Source organism: Micromonospora sp. NPDC047707 (assembly GCF_040704235.1).
GTDB lineage: Bacteria > Actinomycetota > Actinomycetes > Mycobacteriales > Micromonosporaceae > Micromonospora.
The window spans coordinates 43396-68428 of the sequence record NZ_JBEYSU010000010.1; the positions used below are offsets into that span (position 1 = coordinate 43396).

General features: G+C 73.9%; 19 protein-coding genes. 8 read left to right on the forward strand and 11 right to left on the reverse strand.

Features of this window, described 5'->3' with window-relative positions; translation table 11 throughout:
- Positions 1 to 162: 162 nt before the first annotated feature.
- Positions 163 to 681, reverse strand: coding sequence for a hotdog domain-containing protein (locus AB0873_RS13890; protein WP_366600055.1), 519 nt, complete (start codon positions 679 to 681; stop codon positions 163 to 165).
- A gap of 23 nt (positions 682 to 704) precedes the next feature.
- On the opposite strand from AB0873_RS13890, the gene AB0873_RS13895 reads away from it, so the two are divergent.
- Positions 705 to 1358, forward strand: a complete 654-nt coding sequence (locus tag AB0873_RS13895; RefSeq protein ID WP_366600057.1) for a hypothetical protein — start codon at positions 705 to 707, stop codon at positions 1356 to 1358.
- Between the two features lie 40 nt (positions 1359 to 1398).
- Here the strand turns inward: AB0873_RS13895 and AB0873_RS13900 are convergent, their stop codons facing one another.
- Entirely contained in the window at positions 1399 to 2562 is a 1164-nt protein-coding gene (locus tag AB0873_RS13900; RefSeq protein WP_366600058.1) for an acyl-CoA dehydrogenase family protein, read from the reverse strand.
- A gap of 253 nt (positions 2563 to 2815) precedes the next feature.
- Here AB0873_RS13900 and AB0873_RS13905 point away from each other — a divergent pair, with 253 nt between their 5' ends.
- A complete protein-coding gene (locus AB0873_RS13905) occupies positions 2816 to 4243 on the forward strand; it encodes a UDP-glucose/GDP-mannose dehydrogenase family protein (RefSeq protein WP_366600059.1) in 1428 nt (475 codons plus the stop codon).
- 168 nt (positions 4244 to 4411) lie between these two features.
- Complete coding sequence (locus AB0873_RS13910; RefSeq protein WP_366600060.1) at positions 4412 to 9346, forward strand: permease; 4935 nt, start codon at positions 4412 to 4414, stop codon at positions 9344 to 9346.
- A 113-nt stretch (positions 9347 to 9459) separates the two neighbouring features.
- On the opposite strand, the gene purE is transcribed toward AB0873_RS13910, so the two are convergent.
- From purE to AB0873_RS13925, 3 genes are all read right to left on the reverse strand, one after another.
- Positions 9460 to 9951, reverse strand: a complete 492-nt coding sequence (gene purE / locus AB0873_RS13915; protein WP_366600061.1) for a 5-(carboxyamino)imidazole ribonucleotide mutase — start codon at positions 9949 to 9951, stop codon at positions 9460 to 9462.
- On the reverse strand, positions 9948 to 11129 hold the full coding sequence (locus AB0873_RS13920) for a 5-(carboxyamino)imidazole ribonucleotide synthase (RefSeq protein WP_366600062.1): 1182 nt from the start codon (positions 11127 to 11129) through the stop codon (positions 9948 to 9950). Before AB0873_RS13920 ends, purE begins: the two co-directional genes overlap by 4 nt.
- 131 nt (positions 11130 to 11260) lie before the next feature.
- The gene (locus tag AB0873_RS13925) at positions 11261 to 13306 is read right to left on the reverse strand and encodes a thioredoxin domain-containing protein (protein WP_366600064.1); all 2046 of its coding nucleotides are present in this window, start codon (positions 13304 to 13306) and stop codon (positions 11261 to 11263) included.
- A gap of 117 nt (positions 13307 to 13423) precedes the next feature.
- Here AB0873_RS13925 and AB0873_RS13930 point away from each other — a divergent pair, with 117 nt between their 5' ends.
- Complete coding sequence (locus AB0873_RS13930; RefSeq protein WP_366600065.1) at positions 13424 to 14452, forward strand: phosphatidylinositol-specific phospholipase C domain-containing protein; 1029 nt, start codon at positions 13424 to 13426, stop codon at positions 14450 to 14452.
- 81 nt (positions 14453 to 14533) lie between these two features.
- Here AB0873_RS13930 and AB0873_RS13935 read toward each other — a convergent pair whose 3' ends face one another.
- The 3 genes from AB0873_RS13935 to mca all read right to left on the reverse strand — a co-directional run bounded on the left by AB0873_RS13935 (position 14534) and on the right by mca (position 18492).
- Positions 14534 to 17056 carry a GGDEF domain-containing phosphodiesterase gene (locus AB0873_RS13935; RefSeq protein ID WP_366600066.1) on the reverse strand — a complete coding sequence of 841 codons (2523 nt, stop codon included), beginning with the start codon at positions 17054 to 17056 and terminating at the stop codon, positions 14534 to 14536.
- Between the two features lie 178 nt (positions 17057 to 17234).
- Entirely contained in the window at positions 17235 to 17528 is a 294-nt protein-coding gene (locus AB0873_RS13940; RefSeq protein ID WP_366600067.1) for a hypothetical protein, read from the reverse strand.
- Positions 17529 to 17610: 82 nt separating this feature from the next.
- A complete protein-coding gene (gene mca, locus AB0873_RS13945) occupies positions 17611 to 18492 on the reverse strand; it encodes a mycothiol conjugate amidase Mca (protein WP_366600068.1) in 882 nt (293 codons plus the stop codon).
- A 190-nt stretch (positions 18493 to 18682) separates the two neighbouring features.
- Between mca and AB0873_RS13950 the strand changes: the two genes are divergently transcribed.
- Both AB0873_RS13950 and greA read left to right on the forward strand, forming a co-directional pair.
- Positions 18683 to 19117: a DUF4307 domain-containing protein gene (locus tag AB0873_RS13950; RefSeq protein ID WP_366600069.1), complete on the forward strand. Its 435-nt coding sequence runs from the start codon at positions 18683 to 18685 to the stop codon at positions 19115 to 19117.
- Positions 19118 to 19278: 161 nt separating this feature from the next.
- Complete coding sequence (greA, locus tag AB0873_RS13955; protein ID WP_366600070.1) at positions 19279 to 19776, forward strand: transcription elongation factor GreA; 498 nt, start codon at positions 19279 to 19281, stop codon at positions 19774 to 19776.
- 148 nt (positions 19777 to 19924) lie between these two features.
- Here greA and ilvA read toward each other — a convergent pair whose 3' ends face one another.
- The 3 genes from ilvA to AB0873_RS13970 all read right to left on the reverse strand — a co-directional run bounded on the left by ilvA (position 19925) and on the right by AB0873_RS13970 (position 23874).
- Complete coding sequence (ilvA, locus tag AB0873_RS13960; protein WP_366600071.1) at positions 19925 to 21145, reverse strand: threonine ammonia-lyase; 1221 nt, start codon at positions 21143 to 21145, stop codon at positions 19925 to 19927.
- Positions 21146 to 21305: 160 nt separating this feature from the next.
- The gene (locus tag AB0873_RS13965) at positions 21306 to 22715 is read right to left on the reverse strand and encodes an amidase (protein WP_366600072.1); all 1410 of its coding nucleotides are present in this window, start codon (positions 22713 to 22715) and stop codon (positions 21306 to 21308) included.
- A gap of 16 nt (positions 22716 to 22731) precedes the next feature.
- The gene (locus AB0873_RS13970; protein ID WP_366600073.1) at positions 22732 to 23874 is read right to left on the reverse strand and encodes a cystathionine gamma-synthase; all 1143 of its coding nucleotides are present in this window, start codon (positions 23872 to 23874) and stop codon (positions 22732 to 22734) included.
- 98 nt (positions 23875 to 23972) lie between these two features.
- Between AB0873_RS13970 and AB0873_RS13975 the strand changes: the two genes are divergently transcribed.
- Both AB0873_RS13975 and AB0873_RS13980 read left to right on the forward strand, forming a co-directional pair.
- Entirely contained in the window at positions 23973 to 24296 is a 324-nt protein-coding gene (locus AB0873_RS13975; RefSeq protein ID WP_366600075.1) for a hypothetical protein, read from the forward strand.
- A 1-nt stretch (position 24297) separates the two neighbouring features.
- The gene (locus AB0873_RS13980) at positions 24298 to 24990 is read left to right on the forward strand and encodes a nucleotidyl transferase AbiEii/AbiGii toxin family protein (protein ID WP_366600076.1); all 693 of its coding nucleotides are present in this window, start codon (positions 24298 to 24300) and stop codon (positions 24988 to 24990) included.
- The last annotated feature ends 43 nt before the right edge of the window (positions 24991 to 25033 follow it).

The following is a 25033-nucleotide window of genomic DNA, read 5'->3' on the forward strand; positions in this document are numbered from 1 at the left end:
CACGACGCTGTGCATGGGCCGTGGCGCCATCTTGCCCTACCTCGCAGCGCCATTCTCCGCACCCGACCCCGGCCGGCGCACGTGCCGGGCCCACATGCCCGGGTGCCACCCTGTGTGGGTCGCGCGGCCTACAGGTGTTAACAAGGGGCCCTTCCTTGCACCTCAGCCGGCGCGGTGGGCTTGGATGGCGCGGCGGCGGGCGAGCCGGTGGGCGCGGCGGATCTCCGCCTCCCGGAAGCGCCGCTCGTCCTCGACGGTCTCCGGCAGCACCGGCGGGATCATCCGCGGGGTGCCGCCGACGTCGACGCCGACGAACACCAGGTACGCCGTCGCGACCCGGACCGCCTTGTCCTCGGCCGAGTCCCACCGCTCGGCGGTGACCCGTACGCCGACCTCCATCGAGGTCTGCCCGGTCCAGTTGACCTGGGCGTACGCGTGCACGAGGTCACCCACCCGCACCGCTTCCGAGAAGACAATCTCGTCGATGGCCGCGGTCACCGCCGTCCCGCCGCTGTGCCGCGCCGCCGCGGCCCCCGCCACGTCGTCGACGAACTTCATCAGCACGCCGCCGTGCACCGTGCCGTAGAGGTTCACGTCGACGGCGGTCATGATCCGGCTCAGGGTCACCCGGGAGTACGAGGTCGGCTTCCCTGGCGGCGTGGTGGAGGGGTGCTCGGTCATGACGGAAACGGTACGGTGCGCGGATGCGACATCTCTGGAGCTTCCTCGCCGGGTTGGTGGTGGCGCCCGTCACCTGGGTCCTGGTCACCCTCGGGCAGGACGGTTCGGCCCGCACCGTCGCCCGCTGGGTGGAGATCGGTAGTTTCAACTCGGCCAACCTCATCGAGCCGGCCGTCTGGCTGGCCGTGGGCGGCATCCTGCTCGGGCTGCTCGGCACCCTGCGGGTCTCGCCGGTCGGCCCGCTGGTCGCGGGGCTGCTGCTCGCCGCCCCGTACGTGGGGACGTTCGTCGCACCGTTCACCGTGCGCGACCGGATCCCAGACGGGTGGAAGGTCCTCGGTGACCCGCTCCCGCTGCGGCTGCCGGTGGAGAACGGGACGCTCTTCCTCCTCGGCCTGATGCTGATGATGGCCGCCTTCAGCGGGCAGCGCTGGCGGCAGTGGCCACGGCCGGAGGCCGGGGCGGAGCTGACCCCGGTGGACGGCCCGCAGCGGACGGACTTCACCCTCAGCGACTGGCCGACGACGTCGGACCGGGACACGGCCCCGATGACGCTCGGCTACCCCGACCCGACGCCGACGGAGCCGCTGCCCCGCCGGGCGAGCGGCGAGTCGCCGTGGTCGGCTCCGCCGCGCGGCGCGAGCCGGCCGGACGACACGACCACCGAACTGCGCTGACCGTGCGGGCGGGCCGGGACGACCGGCCCGCCCCCGACCGTCAGCCCTTGAGCAGCTGGCGGGCCATCACGATGCGCTGCACCTGGTTGGTGCCCTCGTAGATCTGGGTGATCTTCGCGTCGCGCATCATCCGCTCGACCGGGTAGTCCCGGGTGTAGCCGTACCCGCCCAGCAGCTGGACGGCGTCGGTGGTGATCTCCATGGCGGCGTCGGAGGCGAAGCACTTGGCCGCCGCGCCGAAGTACGTCAGGTCGGCGTCGCCCCGCTCGGACTTGCCGGCCGCCGTGTACGTCAGCTGCCGCGCCGCCTCCAGCTTCATGCCCATGTCGGCGATCATGAACTGGATGCCCTGGAAGTCGGCGACCGGCTTGCCGAACTGCTTGCGCTCCTGGACGTACCCCAGGGCGTAGTCGAGCGCGCCCTGGGCGATGCCGACGGCCTGGGCGGCGATGGTGACCCGGGTGTGGTCCAGGGTCTTCATGGCGGTGGCGAAGCCGGTGCCCGCCGCGCCGATCATGCGGTCGGCCGGGATGCGGACGTTGTCCAGGTACACCTCGCGGGTCGGCGACCCCTTGATGCCGAGCTTCTTCTCCGGCGCACCGAAGCTGACCCCGGAGTCCGACTTCTCGACCACGAAGGCCGAGATGCCCCGGGACCGCGCGGACGGGTCGGTGACGGCGAAGACCGTGTAGAACTCGGACACCCCGGCGTTGGTGATCCACCGCTTCACGCCGTTGAGCACCCAGTGGTCGCCGTCGCGGACCGCCCGGGTGGTCATCGAGGCGGCGTCGCTGCCGGCCTCCGGCTCGGACAGGCAGTACGAGAACATCGCGTCGCCGGACGCGACCTGGGTCAGGTACTTCCGCTTGAGCTCCTCGGAGCCGGCCAGGATCAGCGGCATGGTGCCGAGCTTGTTGACCGCCGGGATGAGCGAGGACGAGCCGCAGGCACGGGCGACCTCCTCGATCACGATGGCGGTGGCCAGGGCGTCCGCCCCGGCGCCGCCGTACTCGACCGGGATGTGCGGTGCGTGGAAGTCGGCCGCCCGCAGGGCGTCGTACGACGCCTTCGGGAACTCGCCGGTCTCGTCGGCCTCGGCGGCGTGCGGAGCCACCTTGGCGGCACAGACCTCACGGACCGCCTCCCGGACCGCCCGGTGCTCGTCGGTAAGCCGGTAGACGTCGAATGATTGCTCTGCGGCCATGTCGGCCCCTCCCCTTCACGGCTATCATGCGCAGTCTGTAGCGTCACACGGCCGCGGACAGCGCAGACTGAAGGATAGCGACCACGGTCCGGGCGATGTTACCGCCGCGTAGGGCTGGGGTCTTCCACACCTCCGACCTGCCGGCGACCATGACAGGACAGGACGAATACCACTACCACCTCCGGTGCCCTGGCAGGCGCCGCAGCAGGATGCGACGCTACGAGCGGCGCCAGTGCGAGCGGAGAAGACAGGCGTGACGATCCCCTACCCGAACAGCCAGCCGATGCCTCCCATCGGCGCGGTGACGCCGCCCTCGGGCGCCGCCCGTCCCCGGGTGACCTTCCTCGGCACCGGCTATCTCGGCGCGACGTACGCCATCTGTTACGCCGAACTGGGGTACGAGGTGCTCGGCTTCGACGTCGACGCCGACAAGATCGCCATGCTGAACGCGGGCGAGGTGCCGATCCACGAGCCGGGCCTCGACGAGCTGCTCAAGCGCAACCTCGCGGCCGGGCGGCTGCGGTTCAGCACCGACATGGCCGAGACCGCCGACTTCGGCGACGTGCACTTCATCTGCGTGGGCACCCCCCAGCGCGCCGACGGCATGGGCGCCGACCTGTCGTACGTCGAGGCCGCCGTCACCAGCCTGGCCCAGCACCTCACCCGCAAGGCGCTGATCGTCGGCAAGTCGACCGTGCCGGTCGGCACGGCCGAGTGGGTCGAGCAGCTCGTGAGCAAGCACACACCGGCTGACCTCGGCGTCGAGGTGGCGTGGAGCCCCGAGTTCCTCCAGGAGGGCTTCGCCGTCGACGACGTGCTGCGACCCAACCGGATCGTGGTGGGCGTCAAGAGCGAGTGGGCCAACGGCATGCTCTACGCCGCCCACAAGGGCGTCTTCGACCTGGCCGCGACCGAGGACCGCGAGGTGCCCCTGGTGGTCACCGACTTCGCCACCGCCGAGCTGGTGAAGGTCGCCGCGAACGCCTTCCTCGCCACCAAGATCTCGTTCATCAACGCGATGGCCGAGGTCTGCGAGGCGTCCGGCGGCGACGTGACCCACCTCGCCCGGGCGATCGGCTTCGACCCCCGGATCGGCAACCGGTTCCTCCAGGCCGGTCTCGGCTTCGGCGGCGCCTGCCTGCCCAAGGACATCCGGGCCTTCCAGGCCCGGGCGCAGGAGCTGGGCGCCGGCGAGGCGCTGCGCTTCCTGCACGAGGTCGACCTGATCAACCTGCGCCGCCGCACCCGCGTCGTGCAGCTCGCCGCCGACCTGCTCGGCCGCCGCTCCGGCCCGGCCGGCCCCGACCTGTCCGGCACGAGGATCGGGGTGCTGGGTGCGACCTTCAAGCCCAACACCGACGACGTCCGCGACGCGCCCGCCCTCGCGGTGGCGTCGCTGCTCCGCAAGGCCGGCGCCGACGTGCACGTCTACGACCCGCAGGGCATGGAGCGCGCCCGCGCGGTGGCGCCCGAGCTGACCTACGAGCCGGGCGTCAGCGAGGCGGTGACCGGCGCCGACCTGGTCTGCGTCCTGACCGAGTGGGCCGACTTCCGCAACGCCGACCCGGTGGCCCTCGGCGAGCTGGTCGCCGGCCGCAAGGTGGTCGACGGCCGCAACTGCCTCGACCCGACACTGTGGACGCAGGCCGGCTGGGAGTACCGCGGCATGGGCCGGCCCTGACACCTGCCTGACCTCGCCTGACGGCCGGTCGCGCGGGCTCTGCCGCGGCCGGCCGTCATCGGGTACGCCGACGGTCGTCACCCCGGACCCGCCGACAACGGTCGAAATCCACGCCAGCTTTGGGCATGCTGCGACAGTGGAGGTCCACAGTGCGGGTGGAGGGGTGTCGTGGCGAGCTTTCAGTGCTCCTCGTGCGGCCGTGAGATCAAGCCGGCCGTCCGCTGCCCGCACTGCGGCGCGGAGCAGCCACAGTGGCTGGAACACCTGGCGGAGATCGAGCGGTCCATCGCGGAGATGAAGGCGCGGGACGCCGAGATCGCCCGCGAGCAGCGGCAGATCGCCGCCAAGATGCAGGCCGCGCTCTTCCAGCGGGACATCCTCGCCCACGCCGGCGAGGAACGGACCAAGCAGGCCACCCGCCCGCGCCGGGTGCTGCGCCGCCGGCCCGGCCGACGCCCGCCGACCGCCGCCACCGGCGCGCCGCCGCGGGTGCCCCGCCAGGGCACGCCCCCGGGGCCGGACGACGCGCCGCCACCACCTCCGCCGGCCGCCTGGCTGGACGCCGACAACCCGGAACACCCGCCGGAGGCGTCCAGCCGTGAGGTGCAGAACATCCCGCTCGGCCTCGGCGCGCTGCTGCTCGGGGTCGCCGCGGTGGTCTTCGCCGCGGTCGCCACCAGTTCGATGGACGCGCTCGCCCGGCTGGGCGTGCTGCTCCTCGCGACGGTGTTGATGCTGCTCGCGCCGCCGGTGCTGGCCCGGCGTGGGCTGACCTCCACCGCCGAGACCATCGCCGCCGTGGGGCTGCTCCTGGTGCCGCTCGCCGGGTACGCGCTGTGGGCCGTGGACCGGATCGGCAACGGCGGTGCCTCCGGCGCGGTCTTCGCCGGCGTGATCTTCGCGGTGACCGCTGGGGTGTCGTTCGCGTACGCCGGCTGGACCGGGCTGCGCGCCCCCCGGTTCGCCAGCGTGCTGGCCGCCCAACCCGTGCTGCCGCTGCTCGCGTACGACCGGGTCACCGGGCCCGGGGGCTGGGCGGTGCTGCTCACCCTGGTCGCTGTCCTCGACCTCTGGCTGGCCCGCTCACCGGTCGCCGTGGAGCGACCGGTCCGCCGGGACCTGCCCGAGACGCCCGCGACCGCCGCACCGGAAGCCACGACCGGACGGCCGGACGGCACCCCGGTCGCGCCGCGGCAGCGCCAGGGCACCGGGCGGCCCGAGGGCGCCCCCGAGGAGGCGGAGGAGGTGCTCGGCGGCCCCGTGGCGGGCGCCGACGCCCCGACCGCCCGACCGGTGCCGTGGCTGCGGGAGGCGGCCTGGGGGCTGCACGCCGTCGCGGTGGCGGTCGCCCTCGCGTACGCCGTCACCGCGCTGCTGCGCGCGACCACCGTGCCGGCCGCGACCGGCGCGGGTGTCGCGCTGCTGTTCGCCGCGGTCGTCTGCCTCGCCGGCACGCTCGGGCTGGGCCGGCCGCCGCTGCCCGACGTCGGGGCCGGCATCGTCACCCTCGCCGTGATCGGCGCGGTGGGCCGGGTCGTCTCGGTGGCGCTGCCCGGTCAGTCGCTGCTGCTGATCGCCGCCGTCATCGCGATCACCGGCGTGGCCGTCCGTGCCGTTCCGGAGGCGGCCCGGCGCGGGCCGCAGTTCGCCTCCGCCATCGCGCTGACGGTCAGCGGTGTGGTGGTGGCCGGCGGCGCCCTGCGCGCCGGGGTGGCCGCGGTCCGGGCCGCGCAACCGGCGTGGGCGGCCGACCTCGACCGGTACGCGACCGAGTTGGCCGCCGCGGCCGGCCCGGTCACCGGGCAGCTCGCCGCGAGCGCCCTGCTGTTGACCGTCGCCGCCGTGGTGGCCCTGCCGTCCGAGATCCGCCGGGAGTTCGCGGTGGTGGGTGGGGCGTTGACCGCGCTCGCCGTGCCGGCGTCGTTCGGGCTCGGGTGGGCGGCGGCGCCCTGGCCGATGGTGCTCGCCGCGATCGTCATCGGGGTGCTCGGCCTGTCGGCGCGGACGGAGCGGGCCGCGCTGGCACACGCCGCCACCGCCGCCGGGGTGGGGCTGTTCGGTGCGGGGGCCGGCCTGGCCCGGCCCGCGCTGACCGCCGCCGTCCTGCTCACGCTGTTCGCGGCGGGGGTGCTGGTCGCCGCGGCACCCCGGGTCCGCCTCGCTCCGGCCCCGGCGGACACCGTGTCGGCGTGGGCCGCGGGCGGCGCGGCGTTCGCGCTACCGGGTGCCGTGGCCGCCTTCGTCGCCGCCACCGCGCCGGCCGGCCCGACCCTCACGCCGGCCGGCGTGCGCGAGGTGACCGTGCCGGTGCTGGCCGCCAGCTTCCTCGCCGTCTGCGTCACGCTCGGGTACGCCGCCATCGTGCAGGTGTCGCAGCGGCACCTTCCGGTCCCGTTGGCGGTGGGCACCGGTCTGGGCGCCCTGGCGGTGGCCGCCGCCGCCTTCGGGGCACCGGGCACCACCGCCGCCGACGCGTGGGTCGGCGCGCTGCTGCTGGTCGCCGCCGTCCTGCTGTTCCTCGCACCGTCCATCGACGCCGGCCGGCGCTCCGACCTCAGCCTGGACGGATCCGACCTGGCCGCCGCGGCGGTGACCGCCGCGCTGATCGCCACCCTGCTCCGGATCGCCGCTGTCATCGCCCCCGGCGGGCAGCTGGCGGTGGCGGCGGGGCTGGTGCTGGTCGTCGCCATGGCCGCCCGCGCCCTGCCCGAGGAGTGGCGGCGCGGGCCGACCCTCGGTCTCGCCGTCGGCGGCGTGCTCATCGGGTTGCTGGCCGGCTGGTCCGCCCTGCGCGGTGGCCTGGGCGTGCTCGCCACCCCGGGGCCGATCTGGGCCGGTGACCTGACGGGTTGGCCGGCCGCCCCGACCGGTGGCTCCACCTGGCAGGCACCGGTCGCACTGCTGCTGCTGGCCGTCGCCGCGGCGGTCCTGCTGCCGCCGCCGTGGCGGTACGACGTCTCCGGCGCCGCCGTCGTCCTGGCCACCATCGGCGCTCCGGCCGCGTTCGCGCTGGAGTGGTGGTCGCCGGTGCTGGTCGGCGCGACGGTCGCCACCGTGTACGGCATGGCCGCCGTGGCCTCCGTCGACCCGCGCGCCGCCGTCTCCCGGGCCGTCGTGGCCGGTGTGGTGGCGCTGCACGCGGCCGGCGCCGGGCTGGTCCGGCCGTGGACGACCGCGCTGGCGCTCGGCAGCATCGTGCTGATCGGCGTCGTGGTGGCGGCGCTGGCCCGCACCCTCGCGACGCCCGAGGTGGACGACATCGACGTCGAGGGGATGCCGTCGCACCTCGCCCAGATCGGCGGCGCCGCGACGGGCGCCGCACTGCTCGCGCTACCCGGCGCCGTCGCCGCCCTGGCCGCCGAGTTCGGTCGCTCGCCGCAGGTGGTGCTGACCGCCGCGCTGGCCGCGTCCAGTCTCGGTCTGGCCGCCGTGGCCGCCGTCCGCCGGCAGGTGCCGCAGTACCTGCCCTGGGTGAGTGTCGCGGTGGTCGGCGGCGCGACGGTCAGTGCCCTCGCCGCCGCCCCCACCGGTCTCCCGGTCGGGGTGTACGCCGCCGCCGCGGCCCTCCTCGGGGTGCTCGCCGAACTGGTCCGCAGCGCCACCGAGCCGCCCGCCGGCTCGGCGGCGCCGGTGCGCCGGTGGTCGGTGCTCCTCGACGGCGCTCTCCGGCGCTTCCCCGAGACCGGCACACGGCGCTGGCGGGTCAACCCGGCCGCCGGGGCCCTCGCCGCGGCCGCGCTGCCGACGGTGCTGGCCCTGGTGTCGCTGGCACCAGCGCTGTACGTGGCGCTGGTCGAGCCGCAGCGCACCCTCAGCCGGATCTGGCAGGGGCCACCGCCGGAGCTGCTCACCCCGCCGCCCGCCGCGGTGGACCCGACCCACGTGCTCACCGCGCTGCTGCTGACGGCGACCGCCGCGCTGGCCGCGGTCGGCTTCAGCGGCGGCCGCCGGAGCCGGGCGGTGCCGGTGGTGCTGCCGGGTGCCGCGGTGACCCTGCTCATCACACCCGTGGCCCTGGGCATCGGCTGGCGGGCGACCACCCTCGCCGGGCTGGCGGTCTTCACGATCTCGATGCTGGGGTTGGCCCTCACGCCGCCGCCGGCGCTGGTCGAGCGGGCCCGCTCGCTCCGCCTGGCCCGGGTGCTCGTCTTCGTGATCGGGCTGGCCGCCGGCGGTGCCGGGCTCGCCGGCAGCCTCGCCACCCGGGAGCTGACCCTGTTCACGCTGGGCGGTGCCGTGGGCGTCGGTACGGTGGCGGCGATCTTCGGCGCCACGCAGCGGGCCCGCATCCTCGGCTGGCTGTTCGCCTCGCTGATGGCGCAGCTCTTCGTGCTCACCGCCGGCCTGGTCGCCGGTCTCGCGGCGGTGTGGTCCGCATTCGGCGTCCTCGCCGTCGGCGCGGCCCTCCAGGTGTTCGCGGCGACGCTGCCCCGCCTGCGCCGCCCGGAGGCGCAGCGCGAGGCGGCCACCGTCGAGTGGAGCGGCCACGCCGCCGCACTGATCGCCCTGGCTCTCGCGTACGACTCACCCCGGCACATCGCCGCGCTGCTCGCCGCCTGGGGCGCGGTCCTCGGGGTGGCGGCGGCGCGACCCGGCCGTCGGCCGGTGGAACGCCGGATCCTGTTCTGGGCGGTCGTGGTCTGCGAGATCGCCGCCTGGTGGATCCTCATGCGGGTCGCCGAGGTCGCGCTGCCCGAGGCGTACACGCTGCCGTTCGCCGCGTTGGCCCTGCTCGTCGGGGTGTTGGAGCTGCGCCAGCACGCCGAGATCAGCAGCTGGGTGGCGTACGGGCCGGCGCTGGTGGCCGCCTTCGTCCCCACGCTGGCGATCGTGCTGGCCACCGATACGAGCACGCTGCGGCAGGTGCTCCTGCTGCTCGGCGCGGTCGCCGTACTGATCTTCGGCTCGATGAGCCAGCAGCAGGCGCCGGTGATCGTGGGTGCGACGGTCACCGCGATCACGGCCATCCACGCGCTGTTCAGCCTCGGCCCGTGGCTGGCGCTGATCCCGGTCGGGATCCTGCTGCTGATCCTGGGGGCCAGCAACGAACGGCGCCGCCGCGCCCAGGAACGCCTCCAGACCGCCCTCCGCGGCATGCGGTGAATTCGAGGGTCATTGGATCCTCGGCGAGGTCGAGCAGAGCGTGCCGGCGCCGCACCCACCCTTCCGGAGCAGCGTGCCGGCGCCGCACCCACCCTTGCGGAGCGGGCGGGCTGTCAGCTGAGGGAGGCGCGGAGGGCGGCGTCCTTGTCGGCGACGAGCTGCTCCAGGCCGGCCTGGTAGGCCGACATGCGGTCGAGCAACGTGCGGTCGGCGGCGGCGAGGATGCGGACGGCGAGCAGGCCGGCGTTACGGGCGTTGCCGATCGACACCGTGGCCACCGGCACGCCGGCCGGCATCTGCACGATGGACAGCAGCGAATCCATCCCGTCCAGGTACTTCAGCGGCACCGGCACGCCGATCACCGGCAGCGGCGTCACCGCGGCGACCATGCCCGGCAGGTGGGCGGCACCGCCCGCCCCCGCGATGATCACCTTGAGGCCCCGGTCCGCAGCGGTACGCGCGTACTCGATCATCTTGACCGGCGTGCGGTGGGCGGAGACGACGCCGACCTCGTACGGCACCTCGAACTCGTCCAGCGCCTCCGCGGCGGCCTTCATCGTCGGCCAGTCCGAGTCGCTGCCCATGATCAGACCGACCGTGCTCACGAGCGCCCCTCCCGCAGCCAGCGGGCGGCGCGCGCCGCCCGCGTCCGTACGTCGTCCAGGTCGTCGCCGAGCACCGTCACGTGCCCGATCTTGCGGCCGGGGCGTACCTGCTTGCCGTACAGGTGCACCTTGGCGCCCGGCTCGGCCGCGAAGAGGTGGTGCAGCCGCTCGTCGATCGACATGCCGCCCGGCTCGCCGCCGAGCACGTTCGCCATCACCACGACCGGCGCGGTCAGCGAGGTGTCGCCCATCGGGTAGTCGAGGACCGCCCGCAGGTGCTGCTCGAACTGCGACGTCCGGGCCCCCTCGATCGTCCAGTGCCCCGAGTTGTGGGGACGCATCGCCAGCTCGTTGACGACGATGCGGCTGCCGGTGGGCGCGGAGGAGTCGGCCACCTCGAACAGCTCCACCGCCAGCAGGCCCACCACACCGAGCGCCGTGGCGAGGTCGATGGCGAGCTGCTGCGCACCGACCGCCAGCTCCTCGGGCAGGTCCGGCGCGGGGGCCAGCACCTCGACGCAGATCCCGTCCCGCTGGACGGTCTCCACCACCGGGTACGCGGCGACCTGCCCGAACGGCGACCGGGCCACCTGCACGGCCAGCTCCCGGCGCAGCGCCACCCGCTCCTCGACGATCAGCCGCGTCCCGCCCGCGAGCAGCGTGGCGGCCAGCTCGGCCGCCTGCGCCGCGTCGTCCACCAGCCACACGCCGCGGCCGTCGTACCCGCCCCGGGCGGCCTTGAGCACCACCGGCCAGCCGACCTCGTCACCGAAGGCGACCAGGTCGGCGGGGGCCGCCACCGGCCGCCAGGCCGGGTTCGGCGCGCCGAGTGAGCCCAGCCGCTCCCGCATGACCTGCTTGTCCTGCGCGTGCACCAGCGCCTCGCCCGGCGGGAAGAGCTTCACGCCCTCGCCCGCCAGGGTCGCGATGTGCTCGGTGGGGACGTGCTCGTGGTCGAACGTGACCACGTCGCAGCCCTTGGCGAAGGTGCGCAGCGCCGCGAGGTCGGTGTGGTCGCCGTACTGCACGTCGGCGGCTACCAGGGCGGCGCCGTCGTCGGGGGCGAGCGCGAGCACGCGCAGGGACTGGCCGAGGGCGATCGCGGCCTGGTGGGTCATCCGGGCCAGCTGGCCGCCGCCCACCATGCCGACAACAGGCAGACCGGTACGGGAATCCATAGCGGCGCCAGCCTATCCGGCCTGCCGTTCCGTCCCGCCGCCGCCCGGCCCTCCCGGCCACCCGCCGCCCGGCGGGTGGCCCGGGACACCGCCCGGTTCCGCTCCGTCGGACACACCGGCCGCAACCGGACCTACCGGGCGGTGAGCTGCGCCACCAGATCGCCGAGCTGGGTCACCGGGCGTTCGCAGACGAAACCCCGGCAGGCGTACGCGGTGGGCCGCCCGTCGACCATCGGCCGGTCGGCGAGCAGCGGCACCCCGGGCTGGTCCGGCCGGCCGGCCACGATCACCGCACCGGGCGGGGCGTGCCGGTGCGCCGCCAGGACCAGTGGCTCGCCGGCCGGGTCGTCGGTGACCACGGCCACCTCGTACGGCCCGGAGAGCAGCGCCTCGCCGACGGTCGCCGCGTACCCGGTGAAGCGGGCGTGCCGGGCCACGATCGGCGCCACGGTGGCGAGCGCCGCCTCCGCCGCCTCCCGGTACCGGCTCTCCCCGGTCAGTGCCGTGTACGCGACCAGCGCCGCGACGATCGCCGAGCGGCCGGACGGGGTGGCGTTGTCGGTCGGGTCGGCCGGCCGGGTGACGAGGCGTTCCGCGTCGTCGGCGGTGTCGTAGAACCCGCCGTCGGGAGCGCCGAACCGCTCCAGCGCCACGTCGAGGAGTTGGCCGGCCAGGGCGAGCCACCGCGCCTCCCCGGTGAGCTGGTGCATGGCGCAGAACGCCTCGGCGACGCAGCCGTAGTCCTCCAGGACCCCGGCGGACTCGCCGACCCGGCCGTCCCGCGAGGTCCGCCGGAGCCGCCCGTCCACGAGGTGTACGCGCGCCAGGTGCTCGGCCGCGTCCCGCATCGCCCCGTCGGCGACGATCGTGACGCCCTCCATCAGGTTGGCGTCGTCGCCCGGGGCGTCCTGCGCATACCCGGCGGCGACCTGCTGGAACTCGGCTATGGCGGTGATCGCGAGGCCGTTCCACGCGGCCACCACCTTGTCGTCGCGGGCCGGTTGCGGGCGCGCGTCGCGGGCGACCAGCAGCCGGCTCACGACGTCCTGCCAGCGCTGCCGGATCTCCGGCGCGGTGTCGTCGACGTCCCGGGCCAGCCGCAGCACGCTCGTGCCGTGCTCAAAGTTGCCGGCCTCGGTCACGTCGAACAGGTCGGCGGCCCAGCGGCCGTCCTCCTCCCCGAGCACCTCGACCAACTGGGCGGGCGTCCAGACGTACGTGCGGCCCTCGACGCCCTCGGTGTCGGCGTCCAGCGCGGACGCGAAGCCCTCGCCCGGCCGGTGCAGCTCGTCGGCGAGGAAACGGGCCGTGTCCCGGGCGACCCGCCGCGCCATCGGGTCGCCGGTCAGCCGCCACAGGTGCGTGTAGACGCGCAGCAGCAGCGCGTTGTCGTAGAGCATCTTCTCGAAGTGCGGCACGGTCCAGTGCGCGTCCACCGAGTAGCGGGCGAAGCCCCCGGCGAGCTGGTCGTGGATGCCACCGCGGGCCATCGCCTCGCAGGTGTGCCGGACCAGTTCCAGGCTCTGGTCGGAGCCGGTGCGCTGGTGGTGCCGCAGCAGGAAGAGCAGGTTCATGTGCGGCGGGAACTTGGGCGCCCCGCCGAAACCGCCGTGCGTCCCGTCGTACTCCTTGGCGAGCTGGTCGGCGGCGGCGTCGAGCAGGTCGGCGGTGAGCGGGGTGGACGGACCCCCGACGGCCTGGGCGCCGCCGATCGCCTCGACCACCGCGGCCCCCTGCCGGAGTACGGCGTCCCGCTGGTCCCGCCAGGCGGTGGTGACCGACTGGAGCAGCCGGATGAAGTTGGGTTGCGGGAAGTACGTGCCGCAGAAGAACGGGGTGCCGTCCGGGGTGGCGAAGACCGTCATCGGCCAGCCGCCCTGCCCGGTCATGGCCTGCGTGGCCGTCATGTAGACGGCGTCGACGTCCGGGCGCTCCTCGCGGTCCACCTTGATGGACACGAAGTTCTCGTTCATCAGGGCGCCGACCTGCTCGTCCTCGAACGACTCGTGCGCCATGACGTGGCACCAGTGGCAGGCCGCGTAACCGACCGAGATGACGACCGGGACGTCCCGCCGCTTCGCCTCGGCGAACGCCTCGTCGCACCACGGCCACCAGTCGACCGGGTTGTCCTTGTGCTGGAGCAGGTACGGGCTGGTGGCGTCAGCGAGTCGGTTCACCCGACGACCATAACCAGCCCCGGCGCTGCCCGCTCCGCGGTCGGCGGCACGCCTTCCGCCGTTCACATTTATCTATTTGGATCTGTGCAGGCATCCCCGACCCGAGGAGACACGCCGATGCGCAGACTCCCGCTCCTGTCCGCCCTCGCCGCCGGCACGGTCGCCGCGGCGCTGCTCACCCCCACCCCCGCGCAGGCGGCGGTCGACCCGGCCACGCGCGTCTCGGCGGCCACCGCCGTCGGCACCCACAACGCGTACGAGAAGTCGACGTACACCTACCTCGCGCAGGCGCTCGACGCCCGCCCGGGGATGATCGAGCTGGACGTCTGGCCGGACATCTTCGTCCGGCAGTGGCGGGTCAGCCACTCCAACCCGCTCGGCAACGACAACAACTGCGTGGCCGCGACCAGCGCCGCCCAGCTCTACACGGGAACCCGGAACCGGAACCTGGAGCACTGCCTGGACAACATCCGGCTGTGGCTGGCCGCCCACCCGGACGCCGGACCGCTGATCCTCAAGTTGGAGCTGAAGACCGGCTTCAGCAGCCGCACCGGGCAGGGGCCGGCCCAACTCGACGCGGTGCTCGCCGCCCGGCTGGGCGACCGCGTGTTCACCCCCGCCCAGCTGCGCGGGGCGTACCCCTCCCTGGACGCCGCCGCCCGCGCGGACGCCTGGCCGACCCGGGCGCAGCTCGCCGGGAAGGTGATCGTCGAGCTGATCCCCGGCACGGTGGAGGAGGGCAACCCGACCGACGTGCTCTGGACGGACGTGGAGTACGCCCGCCACCTGGCCGCCCTCGCCGGCGCCGGCACGCTGGCCCGGGCCCAGGCGTTCCCGGCCGTGCACCGGGCACAGGCCGGTGATCCCCGCAGCCGGTACGCCGACACCAGTTTGCGCCCCTGGTTCGTGGTCTTCGACGGGGACGCGACGGCGTACGTCACCGGCGGCATCGACACCGCCTGGTACTCGACCAACAACTACCTGCTGATCATGACCGACGCCCAGCACGTGCCCCCCGCGGTCGGCACGGACCCGGACGCCGCCCGCGCAAGAGTGGCGGAACTGGCCGCCCACCACGCCAGCATCGCCAGCGCCGACTGGGCAGGGTTCCCCACCGCGCTCCCCCTGGTCCTTCCCCGCGCCTGACCCGCCACCACACCCGTTGATCATGGACTTGGCGGGCGGTTTGATCTCCTTGCAGCCCGCCAACTCCATGATCGATCCGGGTTAGGAGGCGTCGTCGGCGGCGCGGAGGGGGAACACGTTGGGGCGGGCGTCGTCCAGCAGGGTGCCGAGGACGGCGCCGATCTTGTCGGCGGGCATCGGCTTGAAGAAGTGGTAGCCCTGCGCGGCGGTGCAGCCCAGCGCGGCGAGCGCGCTGCGCTGCTCGGCGGTCTCCACGCCCTCGGCGACCACCCGCAGCCCCAACTCCTGGGCCAGCCCGACGGTGGTCCGCACGATCGCCGCCGCCTCCGGCGAATCCGCCATCCGGATCACGAACGACCGGTCCACCTTCAACTCGTCGACCGCGATCCGGGTGAGGAAGGTCAGCGACGAGAAGCCGGTGCCGAAGTCGTCGACCGCGAGCTGCACGCCCATCGTGCGCAGCGTGGCGAGCACCTCGTCGATGACCTCCAGCTCGCTCATCACCACCGTCTCGGTGATCTCCAGGACCAGGCGGTGCGCCGGCACCTGGTGGCGGCGCAGGGCGTCCGCGATCTCCGCCGGTAGCCGGGGGTCGAGCAGGCTGCGAGCCGACAGGTTCACCGAGATCGGCACGTCGAGGCCCTCCCGGGCCCACTGCGCCGCCACGGCGAGCGCCTTGTCCAGCACGTACCGGGTGAACGTGCCCAGCTGCTCGCTGTTCTCCACCGGGCGGATGAAGTCGTGCGGGCTCAGCCAGCCGCGGCGCGGGTGCCGCCAGCGGATGAGCGCCTCCACGCCGGTCGGCGCCCCGGTGGCCAGGTCGACCGCCGGTTGCAGGGCCAGCACCAGCTGGTCGTCGGTCGCCAGCGCCTCCCGCAGCTCGGCCAGCAGGGCGAGCTGGTCGGTGCTGGCGGCGTCCCGGGTCGAGTCGTACGCGGCGACGCTGCCACCGCCCTCCTTGGCCTGGTACATGGCGATGTCGGCGCGGCGCAGCAGCTCCGTCATGTCGGCGGTGCCCGCGTCGGCCACCACCACCCCGACCGCGACCTCCACCGACATCCGTACGCCGGCCACCTCGGTGGGCGCGGCGAGCCGCTCGGCGATCTCCCGGGCCTGGCGCAGCGCGTACGCCATCGGGGCCGCGCGGTCCCCGATGACCGGGACCGACGTCAGCAGGACGGCGAACTCGTCGCCGCCGAGGCGGCCGAGCAGGTCCCCGCCGCGGGCCAGCGCACCCAGCCGGTTGGCGGTCAGCCGCAGCAACTGGTCGCCGGCGGCGTGCCCGAGGGTGTCGTTGACCTCCTTGAACTGGTTGACGTCCAGCAGGAGCAGTGCCACCGGGTGGTCGTGTGCGAGCTGCCGGAGCGCCTGGTCGCCCCTGCTCAGCATCGCCGCCCGGTTGACCAGGCCGGTCAGCGCGTCGTGCACCGCCTCGTACGACGACCGCGCAGTGACCAGGCGCAGCTCGCGGTGGGTCGCCGCGTCGTGCAGCGCCGCCGCGAGAGCGTCCCCGTACGCGGCGACCGCGTCCCGCTCGCGGTCGCCGGGCGGCGCGGAGGGCGGGAACCGGACCCGAAGGTGGCCCACCTGCGTGTCCCCGACCGTGAGCGCCCGGACCAGGCGGTGGTCGTCCGCCTCGTCGGGGACACCGACCTCCCGCTCCACGATCTGCCCGCCCGCGTCACCCCGGTAGCGCCGCCAGCGCCCGTCGCCCCGGGCGACGTCCACGTCGACCAGTTCGGCCTGGAAGAGCGTCAACGCGCCGGACACCGCCGCGCTCGCCACGCCCCGCTCGTCGAGCTGGTTGAGCGCAGCCGTCGCCTCCGCGAAGGCTCGCCAGGAACGCCGCTCCTGGTCGGCGCGCAGCCGGTGCCGGTAGGTCTGCTGGAGCAGCCAGAGCGGCGGAGGCAACAGCAGCAACCAGCGCGGATCCAGGTCCACGAGAGCCACCACGACCAGACCCACCACGACGTTGCCGACGAACATCAGCAGCTTGCCGCGCAGCGCCGCGAGCAGCACCGCGCCGAGCGACGTGCCGTTCCGCAACGTGAGGCTGACGCCGCCCAGCCAGGCGCTGGCGAGAAGGTAGACGACCGCGCCGGCACCCACCGCGAGCGCGAGGGCCGGCGTCGGTGTGGCCAGCAGTGGCCGGCCCAGGGCCGTGGTGACCGCCACGGCCAGTGCGGTCGCCGCGGCCAGGGACGACGCGATCCGGACGATCTCCAGCACCGGCCGGCGGTCCCCGAGCAGCGACATGCCGGTCCAGGCGAGCCCGACACCGAGAAGGGTGGCCGCCGGGAGCCACCCGGACGGCACCTGGTGCAGGCAGACGATGAGCGCAGCCTCACCCCAGGTGATGCTGACCGCGCCGGCGGCGGCCCGGAACCGGAGCCGGGCCAGTTGGGCGATCGCGAAGAGGGCGACGGCGAACCCGAAGCGGGCGGGCCCGCCGAAGGGATCGTCGGCCGGCAGGCCGACCGGCAGGGTGAGGCCCACCGCCGCCGCGACCAGGGCGGTCACCGCCACCGCAACCGTGAGCACGAGCAGCCGCGGAGACGAGTCGCGGGTCTCGACCCGCGACTCCCCCGCCGGGGCGGAGGTCACCGACCCCGTCCGGCGACGGGCCGGGCGGAGGTGCGACGGGCAGCCGCTGCTGTGCTGGTCATCGGCGCCCCCTCCCGCACGGCCGAAGAGACTGACGGTCCCCCCGGCGGAAGGCTAAGCCAATACCGGTGACCGCAACAGGGGGTGACGACCTGCTCGGACGTGAATCATGCGGGGACTAGCCGTTTTGGCGCTGCTGGTGCCCGTTGGGCGGGTTCGCCGATGAATCCTGCGCTCCCGTGCCGTCTGTCGGATCAACGACTGCGGCGTCCGCCCGGGCCGCGTCGGCCGGCCCGGCCTGCTGCGGGAACCGGTCGGGCAGCCGGCGCAGCCGCGCGTTCATGTTGCGGATCAGCAGGACGGTGGCGGTGGCCAGCACCAGGATCAGCAGGAGACCCATCGGGCCCGCCAGGCCACCCGTGCGGGTGTCCCCGAAGTTGTTCTGGGCGAGCACCTGGGCAGCGGTCAGCATGGCGTTCCTCCGATGAGCGGTTGGTACCCAGGGTAGCCCGGTGTCGGATCAGGGCGTCCGTCGAGTAGCGGCGGGACCTCGGCTAGCCGGCGTGCGCCGTCTCGCGCACCCCGGCGAACAGGTCCGACTCGGGCAGCGGGCTGTCGACCAGCGACCGGACCAACTGGAAGTCCTCGGTGGGCCAGGCCTGCCGCTGGAGCTCCATCGGCACGTGGAACCAGAAGCCGTCCGGGTCGATCTGGGTCGCGTGGGCCCGCAGCGCGTCGTCCCGAACCGGGAAGTAGTCAGCGCACTCGACCCGGGTGGTGATGCGGGGGCCCTTGTCCTCCCGGTCCTCCCAGCGCTTGATCCACTCCTCGTACGGCGACTCGAGGCCGGCGGCGAGCATGGCCTCGTGCAGGGCGAGGATCTTGCCCTTGGAGAAGCCGATGTCGTAGTAGAGCTTGAGCGGCTGCCACGGTGCGCCCAGTTCCGGGTGGCGCTCCGGGTCACCGGCGGCCTCGAACGCGGCCATGCTGATCTTGTGGGTCATGATGTGGTCCGGGTGCGGGTAGCCACCCTCCTCGTCATACGTCGTGACGACGTGCGGACGGAACTCCCGCATCAGGCGCACCAGCGGCCCCGCCGCCTCGGCCACGTCCTGCAGGGCGAAGCAACCCTCGGGGAGCGGCGGCAGCGGGTCACCCTCGGGCAGGCCCGAATCCACGAAGCCCAACCAGGCCTGCTCGACCCCGAGGATCGCGCGGGCGGCGTCCATCTCGGCCCGGCGGATCTCGGCGATGTTGGCCCAGACGTCCGGCCGGTCCATCTTCGGGTTGAGCACGCTGCCGCGCTCGCCGCCGGTGCACGTCACGACCAGGACGTCCACGCCCTCGGCCACGTACTTCGCGGTGGTCGCCGCGCCCTTGCTCGACTCGTCGTCCGGGTGTGCGTGGACGGCCATGAGCCGCAGTCGCTCTGCCAACGTCGGCGCTCCTCGTCTCTGCCCCGGCGGTCCGCCCCTCGGGCCGCCCGGCTGACCTGCCGGAATGCTCCCCCCGTGCCGGAACCCGCCGGCGCCGACCTGTCATGCTGGACGACAGGACCGGGCTGGGAGAATGAACTCTGCCATTCTTGCCGATGCCCCCGACAACGACGCCAGGAGTTACCCGCCGGTGAGCGAGACGCACGCCACAATTCCGTCCGGCGCGCCGGTCTTCCCGCCCGGCCGGTACGGGCGCCGCCGCGAGCCCGGCCGCCGCCGGCCGTTGCTGGCCGGGCTGCTGGCGCTCGGCCTCGCCGCCGTCCTCGGCCTGGTCACGGTCCGCCTCTACCAGCAGTACGGCGACCCCGAGTACGACGCCACGGTGATCACCTACACCGGGATCACGGACACCCAGGTACTGGTCGACTTCCGGGTCACCGTGCCGCCGGGCGGGTCCGCGGTCTGCGTGCTGCGCGCCCGCGACCGGGCCGGCGCGGAGGTCGCCCGGGAGCAGGTCACCGTGACCGCGCAGCCCGGGAAACGGCACGTGACGCAGCAGCACCGGCTGGTGACCAGCGGGCGCGCCTTCATCGGCGAGGTGCTGCGCTGCCGACCGCCGGCCTGACCGGCGCCGATCCCGATCCCACCGGCGCCGGAAGGCGGTCGCCGGTGCTGGCGTGACCGCCCGCCGAGCGGCCGTGAGTGATCGTCGACACCCCTTGTCGGTGGTCACTGGTAACTTGGAAGTTCACTGTCAGCCAGCACGCACGACTGAGGAGATCGCCTGTGTCCAACGGCAACGAGGCGCCCGCCACCTGGCTGTCTCAGGAGGCGCACGACCGCCTCCAGGCCGAGCTCGATGAGCTCATCGCCAACCGACCGGTCATCGCCGCCGAGATCAACGCCCGGCGCGAGGAAGGCGACCTGCGGGAGAACGGCGGCTACCACGCTGCCCGCGAGGAGCAGAGCAAGGCCGAGGGGCGCATTCTCTACCTGAAGGAGCTGCTGCGCACCGCGCAGGTGGGCGAGGCGCCCACCGCCGACACGGTCGCGCCCGGCATGGTCGTCACGATCTACTTCGACGACGACAAGGACGACACCGAGCGCTTCCTTCTCGGCTCCCGCGAGATCGCGTCGACCACGGACCTGACGGTCTACAGTCCCGAGTCCGCCATCGGCAAGGCGATCCTGGGTTGCCGCCCCGGCCAGACGTGCACCTACACGGCCCCGAGCGGCGCCGACATCAAGGTGACCGTGGTCGCCTTCGAGCCGTTCTCCGGCTGAGCGAAACCGTCCCGACGCGCCGGCGCCCGGCTGGGCACCGGCGCGTCGCGTTTTCCGAAGGCCGACCCGGCGTGAGCCGCGCGCGTCACGCAGGCCGGCCCGGCCTGAGCCGCGCGCGTCACGCACGCCGGCACACCCCGAGCCGGCGTCACCCCTCGCCCGCGAAGACCACCTGGTAGCCGCTGGCCCGCAGCGCGCTGATCAGCGTGTCCGAGTGCTCCACGCCCCGGGTCTCCACCGACAGCGCGACCTCCACCTCGCCGAGGCGCAGGTGCGGGTTGGCCCGCTGGTGCTCGACGTCGACGACGTTCGCCCGGTGCTCGGCGATCTCGCTGAGCAGCGACGCGAGCTGGCCGGGCCGGTCGGTGCACCGGACGGTGACCCGCAGGTAGCGGCCGGCCGCCGCCAGGCCGTGCTCGATCACCCTCAGCATCAGCAACGGGTCGATGTTTCCGCCGGACAGCACCGCCACCACCGGGGCCTCCACCTCGACCGCCCCGGTCAGCAGCGCCGCCACCCCCACCGCGCCGGCCGGCTCGACCACCTGCTTGCCCCGTTCGAGCAGCATGAGCAGCGCGCGGGAGATGTCCTCCTCGGAGACCGTCACCACCTCGTCGACCAGCTTGCGAACGTGCAGGAAGGTCAACTCGCCCGGGCGCCCCACGGCGATGCCGTCGGCGATGGTGCTGAACGACGGGAGGCGTACCGGCTCGCCGGCCAGCAGCGAGGGCGGGAACGCGGCGGCGCTGGCCGCCTGCACTCCGATCACCCGGACGTCCGGCCGCAGCGCCTTCGCCGCGACCGCCATCCCGGAGACCAGACCGCCGCCGCCCACCCCGGTGACGATCGTCTTCACGTCCGGGCACTGTTCGAGGATCTCCAGCGCCACCGTGCCCTGCCCGGCGATCACGTCCTTGTGGTCGAAGGGGTGGATCAGCGTCGCCCCGGTGCGCTCGGCGTACGTCTGCGCGGCCACCAACGACTCGTCGACGGTGTTGCCGACGAGTTCGACCTGGGCCCCGTACCCCTTGGTGGCGGCCACCTTCGGCAGCGGCGCGTTCACCGGCATGAAGACGGTGGCGTGCGTGCCGACCAGCCCGGCGGCGAGCGCGACACCCTGCGCGTGGTTGCCGGCGCTCGCCGCGACCACGCCGTTGGCCCGCTCCGCCTCGGACAGCCGGGAAATCCGCACGTACGCCCCGCGCACCTTGTACGAGCCGGCGCGCTGCAGGTTCTCGCACTTGAGCCAGGCTGGCCCGCCGAGCGCCGCGCTGAGCGGCCGGGAGGGCTCCAAAGGGGTGGTGCGGACGACACCGGCGAGCAGTTCCCGCGCGGCCCGTACGTCGTCCAGGCTGACCAGTTCCGTCATACGCCGATCGTCGCACCCTCGCCCCGCCCCCGACCCGCGCCCCGCCCCCGACCCGCGATCATGCGCTTTCGTCGCCGGTACGCGGCTTCCGACCCACTTCGCCAGGGCTGAAAAATGCAAGATCGCGTCTGTCGGTGCCCGGCCCGACCGCGGGGCTGGATCAGGCGGGGGCCGGCGACCCCGTTCCGACGCGGGGGTAGCCGGGGGCGTGGCGGGTCCAGGGCGCCTGCATCTCGAACTGGCCGGCCACGCCGAGCAGCAGGAGTTCCGAGCCGGGCGGGCCGACGAGCTGGACCGCGACCGGCAGGCCGTCCGGGCGGCGGCCGACCGGCACCACCAGCGCGGGCAGGCCGGCGATGTTCCACGGGGCGGCGTACGGGGCGTACCGGATGCTGGCCACCATGTTCGCCCGCCAGGAACGGGCCGACCAGCTCGCCGCCTCCGGCGGCACGGTGGCCAGCGCCGGGGTGAGCAGCAGGTCGACCGAGTGGTCCGCGAAGAACCCGATCGAGCGCTCGCGCCAGGCGGCCCGGTCGGCCTCCCGCACGTACCCCCGGCGCTCCGCCCACTCCCCGAAGGCGACGTGCCGGCGGCTGCGCCGCTGCAGGATCCGCCGGTCCAGGCCGGCGGCCCGCACGTCGGCGGCGGCCGCGGCGAACCAGGTCGCGATGCCCTGCAGGCCCAGCGCGGTCGGATAGACCGGGTCCGCCGGCACCGTGTCGTGCCCGGCGGCGGCGAGGAGCCGGCCGGCGGCGGCGACCGCGTCCCGGTTCGGGGCGTCCGGCGAGACCCCGCGCACCGGGGAACGCAGCGACACCCCGACCCGCAGCCGCTGCGGCGGCACCAGCTTCTCCTGCCGACGGCCGGCGAGCACCTGGAAGCCGACCGCGGCGTCGGCCACCGTGGTGGTCAGCACGCCGTGCTCGGTGAGGCCGAACCAGTCGTCCGCGCCGAGCTGGCACGGCACCACCCCGCGCCCGGGCTTGAGGCCGATCAGGCCGCAACAGGCCGCCGGGATCCGGATCGACCCGAGGCCGTCGTTGGCGTGGGCGATCGGCACCAGGCCGGCGGCCACCGCGGCGGCCGAGCCACCGGAGGAGCCGCCGGGGGTACGCCCGAGGTCCCACGGGTTGCGGGTCACCCCGGTCTCGTCGTCGGTGACGCCCCACAGGCCCAGCTCCGGCATCCGGGTCACCCCGAGGATCACCGCGCCGGCGCCGCGCAGCCGCCGGACCACCTCGTGGTCGGCCTCCGCCACCGGGGTACGCACGGCGGCCGACCCGTTCCAGGTGGGCAGCCCGGCGACGGCGGTGTTCTCCTTGACCGCCACCGGCACGCCGGCCAGGGGGAGGTTGGCCAGGTCCTCCTGCTCGTCGACCTTCTCCGCCTCGGTGACCGCCTCACCGCCGCGGACCGCACGGAACGCGGCCAGCTCGGCGTCGGCGCGGGCGATGTGGTCGAGGTGGTCGGCCACCACCTGGGTGGCGGAGACGTCACCCCGGCGTACGCCCCGGGCGATCTGCTTGGCGGTCGCCCCCACCCAGGTCGGCATGATGTCCTGCACGGCCACCCTCCCCAGCCCGCGGTCAGCCCAGCGCCTGCTCCAGATCGGCGAGCAGGTCGTCGACCGTCTCGATGCCGACAGACAGTCGCACGAGATCGCCGGGAACTTCAAGCGGCGAGCCGGCGGCACTTGCGTGTGTCATCCGGCCCGGGTGCTCGATGAGCGACTCCACCCCGCCGAGCGACTCGGCGAGCACGAAGAGCTTCGCCCGGTTGCAGATCTCGACGGCGTGCTCCTCGCCGCCGGCCGCCCGGAAGGAGATCATCCCGCCGAAGCGGCGCATCTGCTTCGCGGCCACCTCGTGACCCGGGTGCGACGGCAGGCCCGGGTAGATCACCTGACCCACCTTGGCGTGCCCGTCGAGGTACGCGGCGATCCGCTCGGCGTTGTCGCAGTGCCGGTCCATGCGTACGCCGAGGGTCTTGATGCCGCGCAGGGTGAGCCACGCGTCGAACGGCCCGTTGATCGCGCCCATCGCGTTCTGGTGGTAACGCAGGTCCTCGCCGAGCCCGGCGTCGCCGGCGATCAGCGCGCCACCGACCACGTCGGAGTGCCCGCCGATGTACTTCGTCGTGGAGTGGACGACGACGTCCGCGCCGAGCGCGAGCGGCTGCTGGAGGTACGGCGAGGCGAACGTGTTGTCCACGACCAGGAGCGCGTCCGCGTCGTGCGCCACGGCCGCGAGGGCCGCGATGTCGGCGATGCCGAGCAGCGGGTTGGTGGGCGTCTCCACCCAGACGATCTTCGTCCGGCCGGGCTCGATCGCGGCCCGGATCGCGGCCGGGTCGGACACCTTGGCGGGGGTGTAGCGCAGCCCCCACCGCTCGACCACCTTCGCGAAGAGCCGGTAGGTGCCGCCGTACGCGTCGTCGGGGATGACCACGTGGTCGCCCGGCTTGCAGACGGTACGCAGCAGGGTGTCCTCGGCGGCGAGGCCGCTGGCGAAGGCGAGCCCGACGGTGCCGCCCTCCAGCGCGGCGAGGCACTCCTGGAGCGCGTCGCGGGTCGGGTTGCCGGAGCGGCTGTACTCGTAGCCCAGCCGGGGCGCGCCGACAGCGTCCTGCGCGTAGGTGCTGGTCTGGTAGATCGGTGGGATCACCGCGCCGGTGCGGGCCTCGGGGTCCTGGCCGGCGTGGATGGCGAGCGTCTCGAAGCCGTGACTCATTCCCGAAACGTTAGTCGTCCAGTCCTTCCCAGCCCATGGAACCCACCCCCGCGGGTCGGTGGAAGCGCAGTGTCAGGGCGGTGGGCGATACTGGCCGGGTGAGTTCGACCGCCCTGCCGTCCCGCCTGATCGGCGCGGCCGACCGCATTCCCGCCTCGCTGGACATGCTGGCCGGCCCCGATCACGGCCGCGTCGCCCTGCCGGTGCGGCTGGCCTGGTCCGGCCTGACCGAGTTCGACGTCACCGACCCGCGGCAACGGCTCACGCTCTACCGGACACTATTGGACTGCGGTCAACGGGACGACGTCATCCGCTACGTCAACCCGACGCTGTTGCGTGCCGACTGGCCCCGAATCAGACGGCTGACGTCTCGACGCCTGATCGCCCTTTGGGAGCGGCAGATTCCCGAACTGCAGGCTTGACGTGGACGAGCTACATCGTCATCTGTTGCAGATTGGTTTCACCGCTGGCAACGATCTGGGTCTCGTCCTGGCCGGTGGTTACGCACTATCGGCGCACGAGCTGACAGCCCGGCCGTCGCGGGACATCGACTTCGCGACCGCCACCGTTCTTCCGCTGCCGGTGGTGGCAGACCGACTCGTCGATGCGTACGCCAACGCTGGTTTCGCCGCTCGCATCATCGAGGCCACTCCGCGCATGGCTCGGCTGCTGGTGACCGGCCAGACGGTGGCGTGCGAGGTGGATCTTCTGAAGGAGGCGATCGGACCTCCCGCTCATCTCAGCATCGGGCCCGTTCTCGCCCTTGAGGACGCGATCGGCCTCAAGGTGCGGGCTCTGCATGAGCGCGCAGCACATCGCGACTACATCGACATCCGAGCCGCGAACAGCCGGATGAGTCTGCACGAGCTGGAGTCCGTGGGTGCACGGCACACGGCCGGCTTCTCGCTGGAGGAGTTGGCAGACCGACTCGGCGGCGTGCGCGAACTGGACGACGAGACCTTCCTCGCCTACGGCCTCGATGAAGCGGAGATCGATGGGCTGCGTCGGTGGGCGCTCGCCTGGGAGGCGGACATCAGATGTCGTCTCGCCAGCGGGGAGACCGGCCCCACGGGTGTGCCCGACGGCGAGTGGGACGCCTACCTGGATCCGGCCTGAGCCCTGCGGCCCGCGGTGCTGGGCGGGGCGGGGCTCGCGGCCA

Bases quoted from the DNA above. Each gene is read 5' to 3' on its own strand.
- AB0873_RS13930 (WP_366600065.1), top strand. From the start codon at position 13,424: ATGCGCAGACTCCCGCTCCTGTCCGCCCTCGCCGCCGGCACGGTCGCC.
- AB0873_RS13895 (WP_366600057.1), top strand. From the start codon at position 705: ATGCGACATCTCTGGAGCTTCCTCGCCGGGTTGGTGGTGGCGCCCGTC.
- AB0873_RS13920 (WP_366600062.1), bottom strand. From the start codon at position 11,129: ATGGATTCCCGTACCGGTCTGCCTGTTGTCGGCATGGTGGGCGGCGGC.
- AB0873_RS13890 (WP_366600055.1), bottom strand. From the start codon at position 681: ATGACCGAGCACCCCTCCACCACGCCGCCAGGGAAGCCGACCTCGTAC.
- AB0873_RS13940 (WP_366600067.1), bottom strand. From the start codon at position 17,528: ATGCTGACCGCTGCCCAGGTGCTCGCCCAGAACAACTTCGGGGACACC.
- ilvA (WP_366600071.1), bottom strand. From the start codon at position 21,145: ATGACGGAACTGGTCAGCCTGGACGACGTACGGGCCGCGCGGGAACTG.
- AB0873_RS13900 (WP_366600058.1), bottom strand. From the start codon at position 2,562: ATGGCCGCAGAGCAATCATTCGACGTCTACCGGCTTACCGACGAGCAC.
- AB0873_RS13970 (WP_366600073.1), bottom strand. From the start codon at position 23,874: ATGAGTCACGGCTTCGAGACGCTCGCCATCCACGCCGGCCAGGACCCC.